Annotated in this window: 13 protein-coding genes and 1 riboswitch; of the genes, 9 read left to right on the top strand and 4 right to left on the bottom strand. The window is 57.6% G+C overall.

The genetic code is table 11. From position 1 onward, the window contains the following. Window positions 1–135: 135 nt before the first annotated feature. Together NML54_RS07435 and NML54_RS07430 are read right to left on the bottom strand one after the other, a co-directional pair. Entirely contained in the window at window positions 136–1,578 is a 1,443-nt protein-coding gene (locus NML54_RS07435) for a sugar porter family MFS transporter (RefSeq protein WP_254757118.1), read from the bottom strand. 225 nt (window positions 1,579–1,803) lie between these two features. Further along, window positions 1,804–2,805, bottom strand: coding sequence for an aldo/keto reductase (locus NML54_RS07430; RefSeq protein WP_254757116.1), 1,002 nt, complete (start codon window positions 2,803–2,805; stop codon window positions 1,804–1,806). 226 nt (window positions 2,806–3,031) lie between these two features. Continuing rightward, a riboswitch (SAM riboswitch) is annotated at window positions 3,032–3,148 on the top strand. Window positions 3,149–3,265: 117 nt separating this feature from the next. Between NML54_RS07430 and NML54_RS07425 the strand changes: the two genes are divergently transcribed. The 4 genes from NML54_RS07425 (at window position 3,266) to NML54_RS07410 (ending at window position 10,904) form a co-directional block, all read left to right on the top strand. Beyond that, window positions 3,266–4,171 carry a methylenetetrahydrofolate reductase gene (locus tag NML54_RS07425; protein ID WP_254757114.1) on the top strand — a complete coding sequence of 302 codons (906 nt, stop codon included), beginning with the start codon at window positions 3,266–3,268 and terminating at the stop codon, window positions 4,169–4,171. A 162-nt stretch (window positions 4,172–4,333) separates the two neighbouring features. Further along, window positions 4,334–6,661, top strand: coding sequence for a 5-methyltetrahydropteroyltriglutamate--homocysteine S-methyltransferase (gene metE, locus NML54_RS07420; protein ID WP_254757112.1), 2,328 nt, complete (start codon window positions 4,334–4,336; stop codon window positions 6,659–6,661). 573 nt (window positions 6,662–7,234) lie between these two features. Continuing rightward, window positions 7,235–8,674: an MFS transporter gene (locus NML54_RS07415; protein WP_005507318.1), complete on the top strand. Its 1,440-nt coding sequence runs from the start codon at window positions 7,235–7,237 to the stop codon at window positions 8,672–8,674. A gap of 247 nt (window positions 8,675–8,921) precedes the next feature. Then, entirely contained in the window at window positions 8,922–10,904 is a 1,983-nt protein-coding gene (locus NML54_RS07410; RefSeq protein WP_254757110.1) for a M13 family metallopeptidase, read from the top strand. A gap of 119 nt (window positions 10,905–11,023) precedes the next feature. On the opposite strand, the gene NML54_RS07405 is transcribed toward NML54_RS07410, so the two are convergent. Both NML54_RS07405 and NML54_RS07400 read right to left on the bottom strand, forming a co-directional pair. Then, on the bottom strand, window positions 11,024–11,740 hold the full coding sequence (locus NML54_RS07405) for a DUF6318 family protein (RefSeq protein WP_254757108.1): 717 nt from the start codon (window positions 11,738–11,740) through the stop codon (window positions 11,024–11,026). Between the two features lie 365 nt (window positions 11,741–12,105). Next, window positions 12,106–12,765 carry an ATP pyrophosphatase gene (locus tag NML54_RS07400; protein ID WP_254757106.1) on the bottom strand — a complete coding sequence of 220 codons (660 nt, stop codon included), beginning with the start codon at window positions 12,763–12,765 and terminating at the stop codon, window positions 12,106–12,108. Window positions 12,766–13,034: 269 nt separating this feature from the next. Between NML54_RS07400 and NML54_RS07395 the strand changes: the two genes are divergently transcribed. From NML54_RS07395 to NML54_RS07375, 5 genes are all read left to right on the top strand, one after another. Continuing rightward, complete coding sequence (locus NML54_RS07395; protein ID WP_254757104.1) at window positions 13,035–13,784, top strand: ECF transporter S component; 750 nt, start codon at window positions 13,035–13,037, stop codon at window positions 13,782–13,784. Window positions 13,785–13,932: 148 nt separating this feature from the next. Next, entirely contained in the window at window positions 13,933–14,205 is a 273-nt protein-coding gene (locus NML54_RS07390) for a hypothetical protein (RefSeq protein WP_254757102.1), read from the top strand. A 27-nt stretch (window positions 14,206–14,232) separates the two neighbouring features. Further along, entirely contained in the window at window positions 14,233–15,135 is a 903-nt protein-coding gene (locus tag NML54_RS07385; RefSeq protein ID WP_254757100.1) for a hypothetical protein, read from the top strand. Between the two features lie 149 nt (window positions 15,136–15,284). Further along, the gene (locus NML54_RS07380) at window positions 15,285–15,944 is read left to right on the top strand and encodes a hypothetical protein (protein ID WP_254757097.1); all 660 of its coding nucleotides are present in this window, start codon (window positions 15,285–15,287) and stop codon (window positions 15,942–15,944) included. Window positions 15,945–16,240: 296 nt separating this feature from the next. Continuing rightward, entirely contained in the window at window positions 16,241–18,526 is a 2,286-nt protein-coding gene (locus NML54_RS07375) for an RHS repeat domain-containing protein (protein WP_254757095.1), read from the top strand. Window positions 18,527–18,529 lie beyond the last annotated feature (3 nt).

Below are 18,529 nucleotides of genomic sequence, written 5' to 3'. Positions count from 1 at the left end.
CCCCCCCCCCCCCCCCCCCCCCCGCCGCCCCCCCCGGGCCCCCCCCCCCCCCCCCCCCCCGCCCCCGCCGCCCCCCCCCCCCCCCCCCCCCCCCCCCCCCCCCCCCGCCTCATTCATGCCTAAAAACCACCGAATCTAACGCTTGCCTGCGGAGGGGTAGATGCTGCCGTCGATCACGCCGCGCTCCACCTGCTCCAGGCTCACACCGCGAGTCTCCGGCAGGTTGCGGAACATCAGCAGCGCAATGACCACGTTCACCACGGCAAAGCCGATGAAGGAGCCGGTCAGACCGACCGCGCCCAGAATCACGGGGAACGCCAGCGACAGCACACCATTCATCATCCAGCCGCTAAACGCCGAAATACCCATACCCGCCGCACGCACACGTAGCGGGAACAGCTCACTCATAATCACCCACGTCGACACGTTCAGGCAGGTCTGCATCGCGCCCACAAAACAGACGATGAGCACCAGCAGAATCCAGGGACGCGCCGCGTTATCGGCGGGCAGCAGCATGGATGCGCCCGCAATCAGCACGTGGAAAAACGCGGTTGAACTATAGCCGGTAATGACCATGACGCGGCGCGGCACACGCTCCATCAGGCGCAGCGACAGGATGGAGCCGAGCACCGCAATCGTACCCGGCGCAATGTTCGCGATGAGCGCCGCGGATTCGCTGAAACCGGCTTCCTTGAGCACCTTAATGCCGTAGTACATGATCGAGTTGATGCCGGTCAGCTGCTGGCCCGCACCGACCAGAATACCGACGAGCAGGATGCGCACGAACCAGCCGCGCACGCCCACGCTTTCCTTACCCGCCGCATTGTTCTGGGTGGTTGCCTCCGCCTGCAGGGTGCGTTCAATGTCGGCGATTTCAGCTTCGGCACGTTCGGTGGAGCGGATGCGCTTCATCACCTCAAGCGCCTGCTCACGCTTGCCGACGCGCAGCAGCCAGCGCGGCGACTCGGGCACACGCAGCATACCGACGAACAGGCCGATGGCGGGCAGGGTGCAGATGGCGAACATCCAGCGCCACACGCCGTCGTGTTCGCCCCATACGTTGCCGATGAGGGCGTTCACGATGAACGCGGCAAGCTGACCGCCCACGACCATGAGCTCGTTGCGGCCGGAGAGGGAGCCTCGAATTTCGTAAGGTGCGAGCTCTGCGAGGAACACGGGCACTACGGCGGAGGCGCCGCCGACCGCCAGGCCGAGCAGGGTGCGCCCGGTGATGAGCACGGCGACGTTGGGTGCAAAGACACAGATTAGGGCACCAATGAAGAAGATGGTGGAGAGCCCAATGATGGTGGTTCGGCGGCCGAACCGGTCAGAGATGCGGCCGCACCCGAGCGCACCGATAGCGGCGGCGAAGGCGAGCGATCCGGTGACCCAGCCTTGGGTGGTGGAGTCCATGCCGAGTTCGCGGCTCATGGGTTCGAGCGCGCCGTTGATCACTCCGGTGTCGTAGCCGAAGAGCAGACCGCCGAAGGTGGCGATGAGTGCGATGATGCCGAGGTATCGGCTGTGCTTCCCGGTGCCCAGAGGGGGCAGGGTGGAGGCGGTGCTCTGTGCGCTCATGGTGTCCTTTGATGTGCCGGTGGCGGGTGGTCCTGCCGGGCTGCTTCCAGGCGGCAGGGGTGGGTACATAGGTAAGGTGAGGTGCGTCAGGTTAGACACACCTCACCTAATCCTAGCGAAAACGTTCGGCGGGTGATATTTATTTCTCCCCGCGCCTATTTTTCAGCATATTTTACGGCCGACACGTGCGTCTGCTTGAGTGTCCATTTGAGAGGGAGCCGGAGTTTAGAACAGCGCGATCTTCTCGGGTGCCGGGAAGATTGCGTCCAGGGCGGCGAGGTCCTCAGCGTCGAAGCGCAGGCATGCCGCCTGTGCGTTGGCGCGCACCTGCTCAGCGCTGGTCGCCCCGGCAATGACGGAGGTGACCGGCGACTGCTGTGCGAGCCAGGAGAACGCCGCCTGCACTTCGGTGATGCCGCGTTCGGTGCAGAAGCTGTGGAAGGCTTCGAGCTGGTCCCAGTTGGCGGCTTCGAGCACGTTCTTCTTGGAGTGGGACAGGCGCGAACCGGCGGGAATGTTGTCGCGGCGGTACTTGCCGGTCAGCAGGCCGTTAGCGAGCGGGAAGTACGGCAGCACACCCATGCCGAAGTGCCGTGCGGCGGGCAGGATTTCGAGTTCTGCGCGGCGGTCGAGCAGGTTGTAGTGGTTTTCTGCGGCGATGAACCGTTCGGTGCCGAGTTCACGGGCGCAGTGTTCGGCGTGGGCGAGCTGCCAGCCGGAGAAGTTGGAGTGGCCCAGGTAGCGGACCTTACCGTCGCGTACGAGCTGGTCGAGGGCGCTGAGGGTTTCTTCGATGGGGGTGTTAGGGTCGGGGCTGTGGTAGAAGTACAGGTCGATGTAGTCGGTGCCGAGGCGGCGGAGGGACCCTTCAACGGCGCGCATGATGTAGCGGCGGGATCCGCGGGCGTTGCGGTCGTTGCCGTTGAGGTCGCCGACGGGCAGACCGAATTTGGTGACGATGGTCAGTTCGTCGCGGTCGAGGCCGAGCTGGGTGAGGGCGGTGCCGAACATGGTTTCGGAGAGGCCGGGTTCGGCGCCGTAGAGGTCGGCGATGTCGAAGAAGCTGATACCGGCGTCGACTGCGGCGGCGATGACTTCGTTGGTGCCTTCTTGGGTGCGGGTGGGGGTGCCGGGGCGGCCGAGGTTGTTGCAGCCGATGCCTACACTGGGTACGACGAGGCCGGAGTTGCCGAGCCTGCGGTAGACGGGAGATTCAATACGTTCCATACGTTAACTGTACGTCCGGGAGGCGTGCCGAACACTGTAGGCGGGTCAGCTTAGCACGGATGGTCGCTTGATTTGCCTCCCTGTCGCGTCCGGGCTGTCGCAGCCGGTTGTCACAGTCGGTCATATTAAGTTCATATTTCTCCCCAATGTCATGTCCAGAAATATTAGGACATCAACCGCCGCATCCCTTGCACGCCCTCGGAGGCGGTGGGTAAAGTGAAAGCGTTATCTATCAAGAGCGACCGAGAGATCTGGCTCGTAGACGTCGCAGCAACCTCACCAGTATCCCCCACCGTCACGGTGCAGGGTACGGACAAGGTGCTCCCGCCAGAACCGATAGAGAAGAATATCCTTCGGCACCCCACGATGAGCCGTACCCGCAAACCGGTACAGCGCATCCTGCAGAAGAATTCACGCACCCTCCCGGTGCGTATCTATCGGGTGAACACGAAGGAAGGTTATGACGACAGTTCACCCGGCTCTTTCTTTTGAGCTATTCCCACCCCGCTCACATGCAAGCTGCGAGTCGCTACTCCACACCATTGCCGAGCTTGAGGGCACCAACCCCGACTACGTGTCGGTCACCTACGCCGGTGACGCGAAGCGCCGCCAGAAGACCCTCGCACTACTCGACCACCTAGTGCATGAAACGTCCCTCACCCCGCTGGCTCACCTGATTTGCGCAGGCCATTCGGTACACGAGCTGGAGCGTGCAGTCCGCCTGATTCTGGGTCTGGGTGTGCGCGGTTTCCTGGCTCTTCGCGGTGATATTCAGGAAGGTCAGGTTTCTGAACTTCCTTTCGCCCGCTACCTGGTAGAGCTCATTCGCCGCGTTGAGCGTGAAGATTTCGCCCACCTGGCGGCTGGCAAGGTGTCGATTGGTGTGGCGGCATACCCGCAGAAGCACCCCGAGTCCGCATCCCTGCTACAGGATATTGAGATTCTGCTATCCAAGCAGCGTGCCGGCGCGGACTTCGCGATCACTCAGGTGTTCTTTGAGGATGAACGCTACAGTGCCCTGGTCGATTCGGCGCACCTGGCAGGCGTGGATATTCCGATTATTCCGGGCATCATGCCGGTAACCTCCCTGAAGCGGTTGCAGAATCTTTGCCAGATGGCGGGCATGCCGGTTCCGGCAGATCTTGCCTACCGCCTTGAGACAGCAACCAGTAGCGCTGAGCTGCACCGCATCGGTGTTGAGTACGCGTTGAACCAGTGCCGCACCGTGATGGACGCGGGCGCACCGGGTCTGCACTTCTTCACCTTCAACGAGCATGCGGCGGTTCTGGACGTTCTGGATCAGCTGGATTTGCCGCGGTACAGTAACCGATTCTCTCAGTCGCTGAGCGAACTGGAATACGCCTAAAAACCCCGCTTCAACCCATAACGCTCCTTGTCGGATGCGTTTCCACTTTCTCCCCCACAAATATTCCGGGAGTTGTTGAGCTCTCCGTTTCACCACCAACAGTCGGGTGGTAAAACGCCGGCAACGACCCCCACATCTATCCCCAGTAAAGGAAAAATTATTATGTCGAACACCGCATTCCCCGCCGCAACCATTGTTGGCTACCCCCGCGTGGGCCGCTTCCGCGAACTGAAGAAGGCTCAGGAGGCTTTCTGGAAGGGCAAGGCAACCCTGCAGGAGCTGCAGGACACCGCCGCTGACGTGCAGCGCACCTACTTCGAGCGCGTGACCACTGCGGGTCTGAAGGCTGATAACTACTCGATTCCGGCGACCTTCTCCTACTACGACCAAGTGCTTGATGTGGTTCGCCTGTTCACCCTGGTTCCCGAGCGTCTGGCTGAGGCTAAGGACGCACGCAATCTGCTGGATCTGCCCGGCTACTTCGCACTGGCGCGCGGTACCGAGACCCTGCCTCCTCTGGAGATGACTAAGTGGTTCGACACCAACTACCACTACCTGGTGCCTGAGATTGGTGCCGGTACCGAGATGAAGCTGAATCTTGAGGCTATTGACGAGCAGCTCGAGGTAGCAAAGCAGGCTGGTGTGAAGGTTCGCCCGCAGATTGTTGGCCCGCTGACCCTGCTGCTGGGTGCTAAGGCTGAGCATGGTTCCGCTGAGGACTTCGCACCCATCGACCGCCTGGATGAGTTCGTTGCCGCATACGCTCAGGTGCTGGAGCAGCTGGCTGAGCGCGGTGTTGAGTGGGTTCAGCTGGACGAGCCGGGCCTGACCGTGGACCGTGCCGACAACCCGAAGGTTGCGCAGCTTGCCGAGCGCACCTACCGTGCCCTGGCTGCTGGCGAGAAGCGCCCGCAGATTCTGGTGACCAGCCCCTACGGTTCCCTGCGTGAGAACCTGCCGGCACTGCTGGGTACTGGTGTTGAGGCTCTGCATCTTGACCTGGTGCATGGCGTGTACTCGAAGGCTGACCTGGAGTCTGTCTCTGCCGCGGGTGTGCACCTGGTTGCCGGTGTTGTGAACGGCCGCAACGTGTGGCGTGCTGATGTTCGTGCCGCACTGAAGGCTCTGGAGGCGCTGCCCGGCGCATCCGAGGGTGCCGTGTCTGTGGCTTCCTCGACCTCCCTGCAGCATGTGCCGCACGACCTGGCTCTGGAAGACCCCGCCGAGGTTCCCGTGGACGGCCTGGCGTTCGCTGATCAGAAGGTCGCTGAGATTGCTCTGTTGGCTCGTGGCCTGGCTGAGGGTGAGGCTGCTGTTGAGCCGGAGCTGAAGGCTGCTGATGAGGCGCTTGCTCGCTTCGCCGCTGACCCGCGCAAGCACAACGACGAGATTCGTGCCCGCGCCGCAGCTGTGACTCCCGAGGACTTCGACCGCCCGACTATTGACGTTCGCCGCGCGGCTCAGGCTGACCTGAACCTGCCGAAGCTGCCGACCACCACCATCGGTTCTTTCCCGCAGACCGCTGAGATTCGCCGTCGCCGTGCGGAGGCTCGTGCGGGCAAGATTTCCGCTGAGGAGCTGAACGGCTTCCTGCGTGACGAGATCGCCTCGGTCATCAAGCTGCAGGAGGAGCTGGGCCTGGACGTGCTGGTTCACGGTGAGGCTGAGCGTAACGACATGGTTCAGTACTTCGCTGAGAACTTCGACGGTTTCGCAACCACCCGCCACGGCTGGGTTCAGTCCTACGGTTCGCGTTGCACCCGCCCCTCGATCCTGTTCGGTGACGTGAAGCGTCACGGTGAGGGTCTGCGCGGTGAGGCGTTCACCGTGCCGTGGAGCTCCCACGCACAGTCGCTGAGCGACAAGCCGGTCAAGGGCATGCTCACCGGCCCGGTGACGATTCTGGCATGGTCCTTCGTGCGTGACGACCAGCCGCGCCGCGAGACTGCTAACCAGGTGGCTCTGGCTCTTGCCGACGAGATTGCCGACCTGGAGCAGGCGGGCATCCGCATCATTCAGGTGGACGAGCCGGCTCTGCGCGAGCTGCTGCCCCTGCGCCGCGATGAGCAGCCGCAGTACCTGGACTGGTCGGTGAATTCCTTCCGCCTGGCAACCAGCGCGGTGAAGGATTCCACTCAGATTCACACCCACCTGTGCTACTCGGAGTTCAACGAGATTATCGACTCGATTAACGCTCTGAACGCTGACGTGACCAGCATTGAGGCGGCTCGTTCGCACATGGAGCTGCTGGCTGATATTCCGGAGAGCTTCGTTTCCGGTCTGGGCCCGGGCGTGTGGGATATCCACTCCCCGCGTGTTCCTTCGCAGGATGAGATTGAGTCCCTGCTGAAGGCTGCGATTGGTTACGGCACCATTGCTGACCTGTGGGTGAACCCTGACTGTGGTCTGAAGACTCGTGATTACGAGGAGACAAAGCAGTCTCTGCATCACCTGGTGGACGCCACCAAGGCGATTCGCGCATCCCTCTAGGAGGCGCCTATTGGTTCCGCTGCCTGCTGCGGGTTGACCGGATGATGGTTTGCTCGCGGTAACCTGCGGCAGGTGGTGGCTGTTCGGCTTTGCGCCGGTATGCGTACCGGCTGTATGCCGAGCTTTTGGGGATAGATAACAGGCCCGCCCGTACGGTTTTTCTTCTGCACCGTACGGGCGGGTTTTCTGCGCTTGTTAGCCTTGCCCTTGGCTGCGCGGTTTTGGGTTGAGCGGGCGCCTGCCGGGGTGTTTGTGGGGCGCCGATTTAGTGAAGTCCAAGTGGTTTTCTTTTTTGAACTTAGGGTATAAATTACTCTAAATTTACTTGCAATCTGACCATAATATGCATTTACTCAACAAGGAAAGTGTTTATATTCATTGCAGTGTTTGTGGCACTGTTGCCCAGTAGACAGATGCACATCACACAGATTTGGCACTTCCCTGTAATTCCGGGGCAAAAACAGTATTAGTAGAATATTCATTCTGAATATCCGTTCACCCTAGTGAACATTCCACTGAAAATATTCCCATCAGATTAGCATTTTTATAAGCCGCCGTTTTTAGAATTCCAGCATGACTACTACCACTTCATCAAAGAAGAAGAAGGGTTCTGCACCCCGCTGGCTCGCCATTCCGGCACCCAAGCCCCAGCTCAGCGAAGCAGAAGTTAATGCGAAGTACCCACGCATGCGCCTGCAGGTCTTCATGGGTATCTTCATCGGTTACGCGACCTTCTACCTGATTCGTAACAACGTCCCGCTGGTCACCCCGATTCTGACCAAGGAACTTGGCTTCAGCAACGCAGCAATTGGTGCACTATCCACGGCACTACTGCTCGCTTACGGCTTCAGCAAGTTCTTCACCGCAATGATTTCTGACCGCTCGAACGCGCGTTTGTTCCTGCCCATCGGTCTGGTGCTCTCGGGTGTTGCAAACATCCTGCTGGCAATGACCGGTTACATGGGTGAAGGCGCGGGTGCGGCAGGCTACGGTGCCGCTATCGCCTCCATCATGGCGACCATCATGGTCTTCAACGGCATCTTCCAGGGCATGGGTTGGCCCCCCTCGGGTCGTGTGCTCGTGAACTGGTTCTCCACCAGCGAGCGCGGCACGAAGGTTTCCTGGTGGAACACCGCTCACAACGTTGGTGGTGCGCTGTCCGGTCTGCTGGTTGCATGGGGCTTCTCCATGTTCGGCAAGACCTGGGAAGTTGCCTTCTGGTTCCCGGCTGTTATCAGCTTCGTTCTGGCGTTCGTGGCGTGGCTGCTGATTCGTGACAACCCCGAGGCTGAGGGTCTGCCCACCGTTGACGTGTACCGCAACGACCCGCACAAGGTTGAGTCCACCGCTGAGGATCGTGCAGAGTCCACTTGGACCACCATCCGTAAGCACGTACTGACCAACTCGACCATGGTGTACCTGGCTCTGGCAAACGTGTTCGTGTACACCCTGCGTTACGGCGTGCTGGTGTGGGCACCGAAGTACCTACACGATGTGCGCCACGCATCCCTTGAGGGTGGTATTGCGGGCTTCTCGATCCTGGAGCTTGCTGGTATTGGTGGCACCGTCCTGTGCGGTTACGTTTCTGACCGCATGTTCAAGGGTCGCCGCTCCCCCGCGGGCATCCTGTTCCTGATTGCGACCGTTGGCGCGATTCTGCTGTACTGGCTACCCTCTTCGGACGCACCCCTGTGGATTGCTTACGTTGCGTTGGCTCTGATTGGTGGCCTGATTTACGGCCCGGTCATGCTGATTGGTCTGCAGGCTATTGACCTGTCCCCCTCGCATGTTGCGGGTACCGCTGCGGGCTTCACCGGCCTGTTCGGTTACGCGCTGGGTGCAACTCTGGCTTCTGCCGGTATCGGCATTATTGTTGACCACTGGGGTTGGAGCACCGCATTTGTCTTTATGATTGTCTGCTCGGGTCTGGCGGTTCTGTTCCTCTGGCTGGTTAATGGTGCTGAGAAGCGCCTGATGGCTGAGCGTGCAGAGAAGCTGGCAGCTCAGGCTTAAGCAAATAGCGATTCTTCTTTCCTGAACTGCTTAACAGTTCGGGAGTAGATGCGAACCCGCCTGTACGGTTGTATAACCGTGCCGGCGGGTTTCTGCATCCTGGAAGTACTACCGCCTTCTCTGGCACCCGCGTAGCCCGCTGAGGAGCGGCAAAATGCCCCTGAGAAGCGCCTGTACCGGTGAGCCAGCATCTGGTGCCGTGCCGGGCATCCTGTGGCTTGGGGGCGTAAGAACATAGAATGGAACCATGACTACTAACTCTGGAATCACTAAAGAATGGGTGGATGAAACCGTCAAGCCGGGCGACGATTTCTTCCGCCACGTCAACGGTAAGTGGCTGGCAACCCACGAAATCCCGGCGGACCACCCCAAGGACGGCGGCCTGTACACCCTCCGCGATAACGCAGAGAAGCACGTGCGTGAGCTGGTGGAGAAGATCGCGAAGGAGCAGCCGGAGTCCCGTATTGGAGCACTCTACAACTCCTTCATGGACGTTGAGAAGATTGAGGCGGACGGCCTGGAGCCGCTGCTGAAGGAAATCGCCCCGATCTTGAACTCGGCAACCCCCTCCCACCTGGCTGTGACCCTGGCGCTGCTATCTCGTGCGGGTCTGCCGCAGCTGTTCGCCTGGTACACCAGCAACGACCCGAAGGACCCGAAGAATTACACGTTCTTCCTGTATCAGTCGGGTCTGGGTCTGCCGGATGAATCCTACTACCGTGAAGAGAAGCACGAGCAGGCGTGCGCGGCGTACGTTGAGCATATTGCCCGCGTGTTTGAGCTGACCGGTCTGGCTGAGGGCTTCGGCCTCACCCCGGCGCAGGCGGCTCAGCTGGTGTTCACCCACGAGTCGGAGCTGGCTCGTCTGCACTGGAACGTTGTGGAGAACCGCGACGCGGAGGCAACCTACAACCCGTACCAGGCGACCGAGCTGGAGGAGAAGTTCCCCGGCTTCCCGTTCTCGCAGTGGCTGCTGGCTCTGGGTGCTGACCCGGAGACCCTGGGTCAGGTTATTGTGGCTCAGCCGTCCTTCTTTGAGGGTGCTGCTAAGCTGTTCACCTCCATCCCGCTGATGAGCTGGAAGCTGTGGGCTGTGTGGACTGTTCTGCGTTCGCGTGCGCCGTTCATGTACGACGAACTGGTTCAGGAGAGCTTCAACTTCTACGGCAAGACCCTTTCCGGTACTCAGCAGATTCGTGAGCGCTGGAAGCGCGGCGTGGGCGCAGTCGAGAAGGCTCTGGGTGAAGAGATTGGCCAGGAGTACGTGGCTGTGCACTTCCCGCCTTCGCATAAGGAGAAGATGCTGGTTCTGGTCGGCAACCTCCTGGAGGCGTACCGCGAGTCTATTGAGTCGCTGGACTGGATGACTGAGGCAACCCGTCAGAAAGCGCTGGAGAAGCTGTCGAAATTCGTCACCAAGATCGGTTACCCCGATAAGTGGCGTGACTTCTCCGCACTGGAGCTGGTGCCCGGTGACCTGTTTGAGAACCTGCGCCGTACCGGTGCGTTTGATGCTGACTGGCTGATTGCCCGTAAGGGTCAGCCGGTGGATAAGTCGGAGTGGCTGATGACTCCGCAGACCGTGAACGCGTACTACATGCCGCCGGCGAATGAGATTGTGTTCCCGGCAGCGATTCTGCAGCCGCCGTACTTCAACCCGGATGCTGACGATGCGGCAAACTACGGCAATATCGGCATGATTATTGGCCACGAAATTGGTCACGGTTTTGACGATCAGGGTTCCCGCTATGACGGTGACGGCAAGCTGGAGAGCTGGTGGACTGAGGAGGATTACGCGAAGTTCAAGGAGCGCACCTCCGCGCTGGTGGAGCAGTACAACGCGTACGTTCCGGTGGGTCTGGACCCGAAGTTCCACGTGAACGGTGAGCTGACTTTGGGCGAGAACATTGGCGACCTGGCTGGCATGTCGATTGCGTTGAAGGCGTACCGTCTGGCTTTGAAGAAGCAGGGCATTGAGTCGCTGGCTGACGCGCCGGTGATTGACGGTATGACCGGTATTCAGCGTTTCTTCTTCTCGAATGCTCGCGGCTGGTGCACGAAGTCCCGCCGGCAGCATGCTGAGGTGATGATTTCGGTGGATCCGCATTCGCCGGATGAGTTCCGTGTGAACGGTGTGGTGCGCAATATTGATGAGTTCTATGAGGCGTTTGGTGTCTCTGAGGGCGATGCACTGTACCTGGCTCCAGAGGAGCGCGTGCGCATCTGGTAGCACCCCGATAAGGGTATATGCTTTATTGCGTATACAAGAAAGGCGCCCGCCTCGTGGTTTCTAGCCACGGGGCGGGCGCCTTTTAGATGTAGAAGCTACACGCTTCTAGGCTGAAGTTTTTAGGAAGCAGAAGCCGAGGACGAAGAGGAATAAACACGCATACCGGTCAGCTTCCACGCACCGTTCTCGTAAACACCGTGCAGGGTGCGCTCCACCTCGGCCTTACGTTCCGATTCAGAGGGCGCTTCCTGCACGCGATCCTTACTTGCAATGAACTCGCCAGGATCCGAGGTCAGGCGGATATCCCAGTTGTAGGTGTCACCCTCACGTTCGGGCTGAGCGGAAAGCATGGTGATGGTGACAGCCGCGTCGTGCATCCAGGCTTCACCCTTAATCAGCTTCTCACTAATGGTGCCCTCTTCCGGCTCAATCAGGTTCTTCAGCTCGGACTTATCGAGTGCACATTCACGCAGCGGCTCAGTCTTACCGGTGCGCATGTAGTATTCCATGGCTGCGCCAAAGAACGCGATGGACTGATACAGGCCCTCCACGCTGTTCTCATTGACGACGGCAGGCTTCACGGGCACGGGTGCATTCTTAGAGGGCTCAGTGCGAGTTCCAGGCTGGTAGTCAGCAGGTTTGGAGGTGTAGCCCTCCAGGACTGCAACGCCAGAGTAGTCGCTACGTACACTCTTAGATGCGGATGCGGAAGCAGATGCGCTACCGGATGCGTTGCCGCTGGTTGCCTGGGGCTGAGCACCGCACGCTGCCAGGAGGGTTGCGCCACCGGCGGCTACAACCAGGCCGAGGGCGGATCGGCGGGTTACGTTCTTCATGGGTTCTCTCTATCTGTGGTGTATTTTCCGCACCGTGGTGCGGGTGATGCCTGCGGCATCTAACGGGAAGACGGCGCTACGTGAGTGTAGCGCCGTCTTCCAGTATATGTTGATTGGGCTTGGTATTCTTTTAGCCGCCGTAATAGTAGTAGTGGCTGTAGGAGCTGCCGTAGTAGTCGCTGATGACGATGCGGGTGCGACGGCCGTAACGGTCGGAGTAGTAGCGGTTGTAGGGGGTGCGGCGCACGGTGGGGCGGTAGGTGGTTGCCTGTGCGGGCTAGTCCACGTTTTTCCGGCAGAAAAATTGCGGAAATATTGGTTGAGAAACACGCCGGGCACGCACTCAATACGGGCTGAATCGCGGGCTACATGTCTACTTCGGCGAGGCCCGAAATCTTGCCGTAGCTGAAGTACCGGAGGGTAGAGCGGCGGTTCGCCCAGGTATCAATCTGGGCAATGTCGTCAGGGTTGCTCATGTCTGGCCAGCGCTCGTTTTCGATCCTGAATCGGGTCATTGCGAGGAGGGGGTAGCTGCCGAAAACGGGGCAGAATTCTGCGACCAGCTTGCCGGACTTTGTGTAGAAATGGAGGGAGTCTGCATATTCACGGTCGGTGTTGTTGTCGTATGAGACCGTGTTAATCGCGTTGAGCGGGAAAAAGACCGTATCGTTGCACGGCTCTCCCCTTTCGATTCCTTCGGGCGAGATTTTAGTGTAGGTACCGGCGGCGTTCCAGAAGAAGAACATAAAAAAGCCGATCATGCCGAGGCCAATAAAGTCGAATGCGAAGTGGAACCCTACGTCTTTCCATAGGTGAATGAGGAAGGCTCCTATTGAGAACGGGAGAATTACTAGGGCGTATAGAAGGATTTCGTAGCGGTTCGTTCGCATGACGTATACAGCTTCGGCGCGTAGCTTCTTTTCGCGGTGTCGGTTGAATTCGTATGTGACTACGGTGCGGAGGACCTTGTAAATCAGCAGGGAGTCAAGTGCGCCCCATATGAAAATCATGATGGTGTTGATCATGGTCGCTCACCAGCCTTTCTATCTATCGGTGACCGGCAACCTCCCAGCAACGGCGCGGAGGGTGAGGGTTCGTTCTCAGAGTAGCCGAGGAAATTGGGTGGTTGAGCACGGATTCGCGTTATCTGCGGAGTGGTTGCCGAGTCTTCACCGGAGCATTGCGTCGAGTTAACCTCCCGTCCAGATTGGGTGCGATAGGCTAAGGATGTGCCCGCCACCTCGCCGTAGCGAGCACGATTCACCAACCACTACCGCACAAGGACGTACACACCATGAGCGCTGTTGAAGATGGACTCCTCGGGGGACTCATCGTCGCCCTAATACCGGGCTACCGCATTAAGCTCGGCAAACCCACCCTAAACAAAAGGCAGAAAAGACCCATTGCGGCGTTTATTTTCTTCTGGCTTGTATCTATCCTTGGGTTTGTTGGTGCGCCGATATTTCTCTTTTCGACAGGGACACACGAAGGCCTCGCGGATGAGTCACAAGCGGGGGTGGTCATTGCCGCTTTCCTGATTGGTGTCTTAGGCATAGGCCTGCTGGGTGCCATACCTCTAAACCACTGCTACGCCTTCTACCTCGAACTATGCGAAGACTGTGTACGATGGCGAAACTGGCGATGGAAAGAACGAACCTTCACCTACCCTTCCATCACCTTCGCCCACGTGGAAAACAACGGCAAAAACGGGTTCCTACGCTTCGGCAGCACCGAAATGGGTAAACGCACCTGTAGCTTCGACCCCTACCAGTTCGACGCGACCATCCTCATGGCGCAGGTGCTGTACCGTGACGATCACGGACGCTGGGCGGAGGAGGACGGCCTGGATGTGATGAGTGTGGTGGGGATGTATGGTTCCTCGCGTGATATTTATGCCCAGTTTTATGACTTGTGTGAAACGAAGTATGTTGTTGGGCAGACGAAGAGTGAGCGTCAGAAGCGCCGCCGTAGGGCTGCTCGTAATGAGGCGCGCAGGCTGGAGCGTCAGCAGGCGCGTGAGGAGGCGCGCCGCGGAAAAGAATGAGTTAGTGAAGCTGTATATTTCTACGCTGGGAAGAGGTGATTCACCGTGAAAAATAATGTTTCGAAGAAAAGGAAGAGAGATTTGGTATGACCGTGAAGCCATCATATTTTGTGTAGGGGTTATCGCCGTATTTGGTTTTTTATATTTCATGACTCATTACAACTCGAATAATGACTCTGAAATATGCACTATCGAGTCGGTTGAAATTATTGAGCACGAGGACCCTTACGCAATCTTCGGTGTCTTTGAGACGGAAGAGTGCGGAACCATCACAATGCGGCACGCTCCCGATGGGGAACGTATCTACCCCTACCTCCAGAACTTCAAGACGGGCAAGAAATACAGGGCATATAAGTCTCTGCTGACCCGAAACGATGAATTCGACTTCAGCGTCCTCCGCTTTGAAGAGATCAAAGAGTAACCCCTCCCCCGCAGAAAGGATCCCACCGTGAGCTTTATCGGCGAATTTATTATCGGCTTTATTGGAGAGGCCATCGCGTCCTCACCCACACTGCAGCGAGTACTCCTGTGGATTCTGTTCTCTGCATCCGTGCTCCTCCTGTTTGTCCCCGTCATGACGGGCGAGTACGCGTGGAGTATCCTGGCTATCTCCACGATGCTGTTTTCCGTCGTGATGATTGACGGCACGCACAAGCACAGTGTGCACGATTCAAAGAACGGCGGCGCGTACCATTACTTTCTGCTGACGGTGGGCACGTTCTGCGTTGCCGCGATTGCTCTGCTCGCCGCTCTCTCCCTGGCGGGTGTCCCGCAGGTTGCCTCCACCCCGCAGGTGGACGGCATCAATTTCGCGCCTTGGTATGTGGCGGCGTCTGCGCTGGTTCTTCTGCTGTTCTTCTACAATGCTGCGCAGCCGAGCGACGAGGTCCCTAACCTGCACCGTATGGAGCGCATCAACCGGTATGTGCGCACCGTGGTGTTGGGTGTGAGTGCCCTGATGGTGTTCTTCTGCCTGGTTATTCCGGTGGCTTCTTTCGCTGTTGCCGGTTATGAGCCTGTGGGTGTTTCGGTGGTGCTGTGCCTGGTGCCGGTTTTCCTGATTTTTGTGCCCCGCACCCTGTTCAAGCTGTGGGCGGCGACTTTTGAGGAGGGTACTGCCGGGTATGGCGTGTTGCGTGGCTTCTGCGTAGCCCTGGTGGGTTTGGGTGGATGTTTGGCGGCGGTCCGTCTTGCCGTTGATGTTGTGCAGTCCGGTAGCGGGTTGTCGCTGGTGTATGTGGTGCCGGTGATTGCCTCGTACCTGCTGGTGAAGAGGTACCTGACCATGGGCGTCGCTATCCCCGAGAAGGATGACGAGGAGGACCCGGAGGCTGAACCTGCAGCCAGCTAAACTGTGGAACCCCGCGGGTTGAGGAGCCTTGTGCGCCAAAGCGCACAGTCTAGGATGATTCACGCACCGGGGTATCCTTGGGGACGGTACGCCACCTGCCGGTGGCCCACTTCCGGATATTCACCAACCACACGAAACGAGAACCCGTCATGCGCACTTTCCTGATTATTATCTGGGGCATCCTGGCCTTCATCTCGGTACCCGGGACACTCTACATCATTACCAACTATGAGATTCAGCGCTGGAAGGATATAGCACGCCGCCGCCAAGGCGCGTATATCCGACGAGTTAATCAGGCCGAGGCTCTTCTAACAATATTTACCCCTGGGTTCCCGTGTCTTGGTTTCTTTCTCCATCTTGTTGAGGAGGGGTCTCCAGGTTTTTGGTATGAACTGGGTGGGATACTTATGTCAATTATGTTCATGCTGTACGCCTGGTATGTCCATGTTGCCTATGTGAAGATTTCCCCTGAAGGTATTGAGCAGCGTATGTGGTCGGCGCGTACAACCGTGTACCCGGTCAACGCTATTGACGGAATCGAATACTATAAGGCACTTGCTGTAGATAGTCAGGACCTCGTCTCTTTCTATAGCAAGTCTGGGAAGTTGATTGCTGCTTTCTCTCCGATTATTCACAAGAATTATCGTCTGATGGCGATTGTGCGGTTCAGGATTGATAATGACCGCTGGCCTGATATGAATAATCCGAGTGATATTGCTCGGGTGGATGCTCTAGATAGTGGCCCTGATACAGTCCCGTACTTCAGGGAAAAGGAGAAAGTCACCGGCCTCGCCGACGTTGATATGTAGCACCGCATAGAGAAAGCCCCTGGGCTGAGAGATTAACGCTCAGCCCAGGGGCTTTCTGCATACCAGCGGCTACTCACCTGAGCACCGTCACCACCTGCTGGTGAATGGTCGCCTAGTCTTCACCCGAGCCTCGCACCGAGTTAACCTTCTGGTCGATTAGCCCATAGAGCATCATATTGCTTTATATTTCTGCTTATCAGAGCTTTCAAGCACATAGAGTATCCTTGGGGAAGGTACGTCACCTGCGGGTGGCGCGCTTCCGGATATTCACCAACCACACGGAACGAGAACCCGTCATGCGCATTTTCCTGACTATCTTCTGGGGTGTTGATGCGTTTGGTGCTCCCGTGGTGACCGTCGAGTCTTATGACCGTTTGGGTCGTCTGGTCCGTCAGCGCCGTGAGTTTGGTACTCAGATTCCGGAGTCTTTCCGCACCGCGTACATGGACGAGACTGGCGGCTATGAGCTGTCCTACGCTTACGACGCTGATGGTCTGCGCACTGAGTTTGCTTCTGCTGTTGAGGATGCTCAGGTGTGGCTGGGCCAGTGCCCGGAGTCTGTGGAACTTGAGGGCGTTACTTTGGTGCCGGTTTCGACGAGCGTGTTCTCGTATGACGGTAATGATTCGCGTCTTCTGCAGGTTTCTTCGGATGGTTCCGGCTCGTCGCTGACTTATGGTGCGGCTGGGTTTGTGAGCTCGGTGGCCTCGTGGGGTTCTGCTGACGATTCTGCTGTGTGCTTCTCGCTGTTGTGTGCTTCTGCTGATGGTCGTGTGCTTGCTGCTGGTGGTGCGTCTGTTGGTGTACCCGAGTTTGGTATACCCTCAACCGGCGCTAATGCTGGTTCTGTGGCTGGTTTTGATGCTTCGGTGATGCACCCGCTGGTGTGGGATGAGAATTTGTTTGTTCCGCGTGTGCTGGGTGTGGCTGGTTCGTCGTTGCCTTCTGTGGGCTCACTGGTTCCTGGTGCTGGTTCTGGTGCTGGTTTGTTGGATCCGTATGGTTGGGCTTCTTTGGGTGTTGTGGCGCCTGCTGTGCCGTCTGCTCAGGGCGCTTCTGCTACTGGTGGTGTGCCTGTGTTGCCGGATTTGTTGGTTGGTGTTTCTGCGGCTTCGGGTGTGGTGTTGGGTTCTTCTGGTTTTGAGGTGTTGGGTGCCCGCGTGGTGGATTCGCGTGTGGCTCGTTTTACGGCGCCTAATCCCCTGAGCGCACCGGTGGGTGCTGGTTGGGGTGCTGACCGGTTCTCGTTGGTGGGTGGTAACCCGGTTTTGTTGGTGGATCCGTGGGGTTTGTCGCCAGTGTCGGTGGAGGAGTATGAGAAGTATCGCGAGTCCTGTGCTGATAGGGGTGTGAATGGATGGCTGAATCGTAATTCAAATTGGATTCAGGCAGGTCTTACCGTGGTAGGTATAGTTGCATCTGCCGTTGCTTTCCTGTCCCTCGGACCTGTGGCTCTTATTGTCGCTGGAGTTGTTGCTGGCGCATCTCTTGCCGCGGCTTCCTCAATCTCAAGTAACCGAGATGAGAATGGCCGTGTGAACTGGGGCCGTGTTGGAATTGATGCGGCAATTGGTGGAGCTTTTGGTGCTATCGGTGGTGGTATTGCAGGGCAGGGTCGTAATATGATGGTTGCCCTGGGCCGCACCAAAGCTGTTGGTGCTCTAGAGCAAGCTGTAACCAGTGGATGGTCGAAGGGTGCGCAGGTATTCGCGACCAGGGCGAGCGTGCATGGAATTCCCGAGGTTGTAGCCAACTTTGTGGGTGGTTTTGAGAACCTTGCCCATGATGCTGTGAACGGCAAGATTGGTGATAAGGGGCAGTATTCTATTCGCGAGCATGTGGTTTCTACCGTCAGTGGTGGTATCTTTGGAGGTTTGTCCAATGCTGCTCCCCGTGCACTCGCTGGTTCGTTAGCTAAAAAGGCATCTCCAACCCTCATTTCGACGATGGAAAAAACATATCAAAAAACATATGATAGTGCGCGAAAAGTAAAGAATAAGATAACCCCTTATGTTCAAAAGATAAATAATGAAAAGATTACTAATGTATTTGATGTTACCTCTGAAAAAGTGAGTAACTTGATCAAAAAGAGTAAGGTTGATGAGCCGCGTCCTCTAATTCAGAGTGCTTTTGATACCTTAACTCCCGCTGTTTTGAAGACTAGCCAGGATCTCATTGAGACCTGGGGGAAAAAGGGAGAAATAGGTCTAACCGATATAATTTGGAGCGGCGCTAATGGTTTCAAGGTAGGTATTTCAGGGAGGAGTAAATATCATGAGGGGTCTTCCGTTAAAGACCCGCGCACCATTGCACAGCTTGGCATGAGCCATGATACGAGTTTGTCTCGGATTACGTATGTTCGTAACCCAGAGAAAAATAAAGCCCGGTTAGACCAGAAAAAGCAGGAGTTGGATCAAATTATGATGGAAATAGGTCGAGATAATGTATTTTTAAAGGGAAAGGATGAATTGAAAGATATGGCTTCTTATATTAAAGATCATCGAGAAGAAGTAGTTAATAACTCGGATAAATCTTTTTCTGAATTTATAGCTGGTTATCAAAATTCTAAGGGTGAGAAGTAAGTA

It is taken from the genome of Rothia gullae (genome assembly GCF_024294905.1).
Classification (GTDB): Bacteria; Actinomycetota; Actinomycetes; order Actinomycetales; family Micrococcaceae; genus Rothia.
Note: the sequence above shows the minus strand (reverse complement) of the source record. Positions and strands in the feature narration are given on the sequence as shown.

What these genes read in the sequence shown, in the direction of transcription:
- NML54_RS07430 (WP_254757116.1), bottom strand. Translation starts at nt 2,805, where the DNA reads ATGGAACGTATTGAATCTCCCGTCTACCGCAGGCTCGGCAACTCCGGC.
- NML54_RS07435 (WP_254757118.1), bottom strand. Translation starts at nt 1,578, where the DNA reads ATGAGCGCACAGAGCACCGCCTCCACCCTGCCCCCTCTGGGCACCGGG.
- NML54_RS07395 (WP_254757104.1), top strand. Translation starts at nt 13,035, where the DNA reads ATGAGCGCTGTTGAAGATGGACTCCTCGGGGGACTCATCGTCGCCCTA.
- NML54_RS07415 (WP_005507318.1), top strand. Translation starts at nt 7,235, where the DNA reads ATGACTACTACCACTTCATCAAAGAAGAAGAAGGGTTCTGCACCCCGC.
- NML54_RS07380 (WP_254757097.1), top strand. Translation starts at nt 15,285, where the DNA reads ATGCGCACTTTCCTGATTATTATCTGGGGCATCCTGGCCTTCATCTCG.
- NML54_RS07390 (WP_254757102.1), top strand. Translation starts at nt 13,933, where the DNA reads ATGACTCATTACAACTCGAATAATGACTCTGAAATATGCACTATCGAG.
- NML54_RS07400 (WP_254757106.1), bottom strand. Translation starts at nt 12,765, where the DNA reads ATGATCAACACCATCATGATTTTCATATGGGGCGCACTTGACTCCCTG.
- NML54_RS07425 (WP_254757114.1), top strand. Translation starts at nt 3,266, where the DNA reads ATGACGACAGTTCACCCGGCTCTTTCTTTTGAGCTATTCCCACCCCGC.
- NML54_RS07410 (WP_254757110.1), top strand. Translation starts at nt 8,922, where the DNA reads ATGACTACTAACTCTGGAATCACTAAAGAATGGGTGGATGAAACCGTC.
- metE (WP_254757112.1), top strand. Translation starts at nt 4,334, where the DNA reads ATGTCGAACACCGCATTCCCCGCCGCAACCATTGTTGGCTACCCCCGC.
- NML54_RS07375 (WP_254757095.1), top strand. Translation starts at nt 16,241, where the DNA reads ATGCGCATTTTCCTGACTATCTTCTGGGGTGTTGATGCGTTTGGTGCT.
- NML54_RS07405 (WP_254757108.1), bottom strand. Translation starts at nt 11,740, where the DNA reads ATGAAGAACGTAACCCGCCGATCCGCCCTCGGCCTGGTTGTAGCCGCC.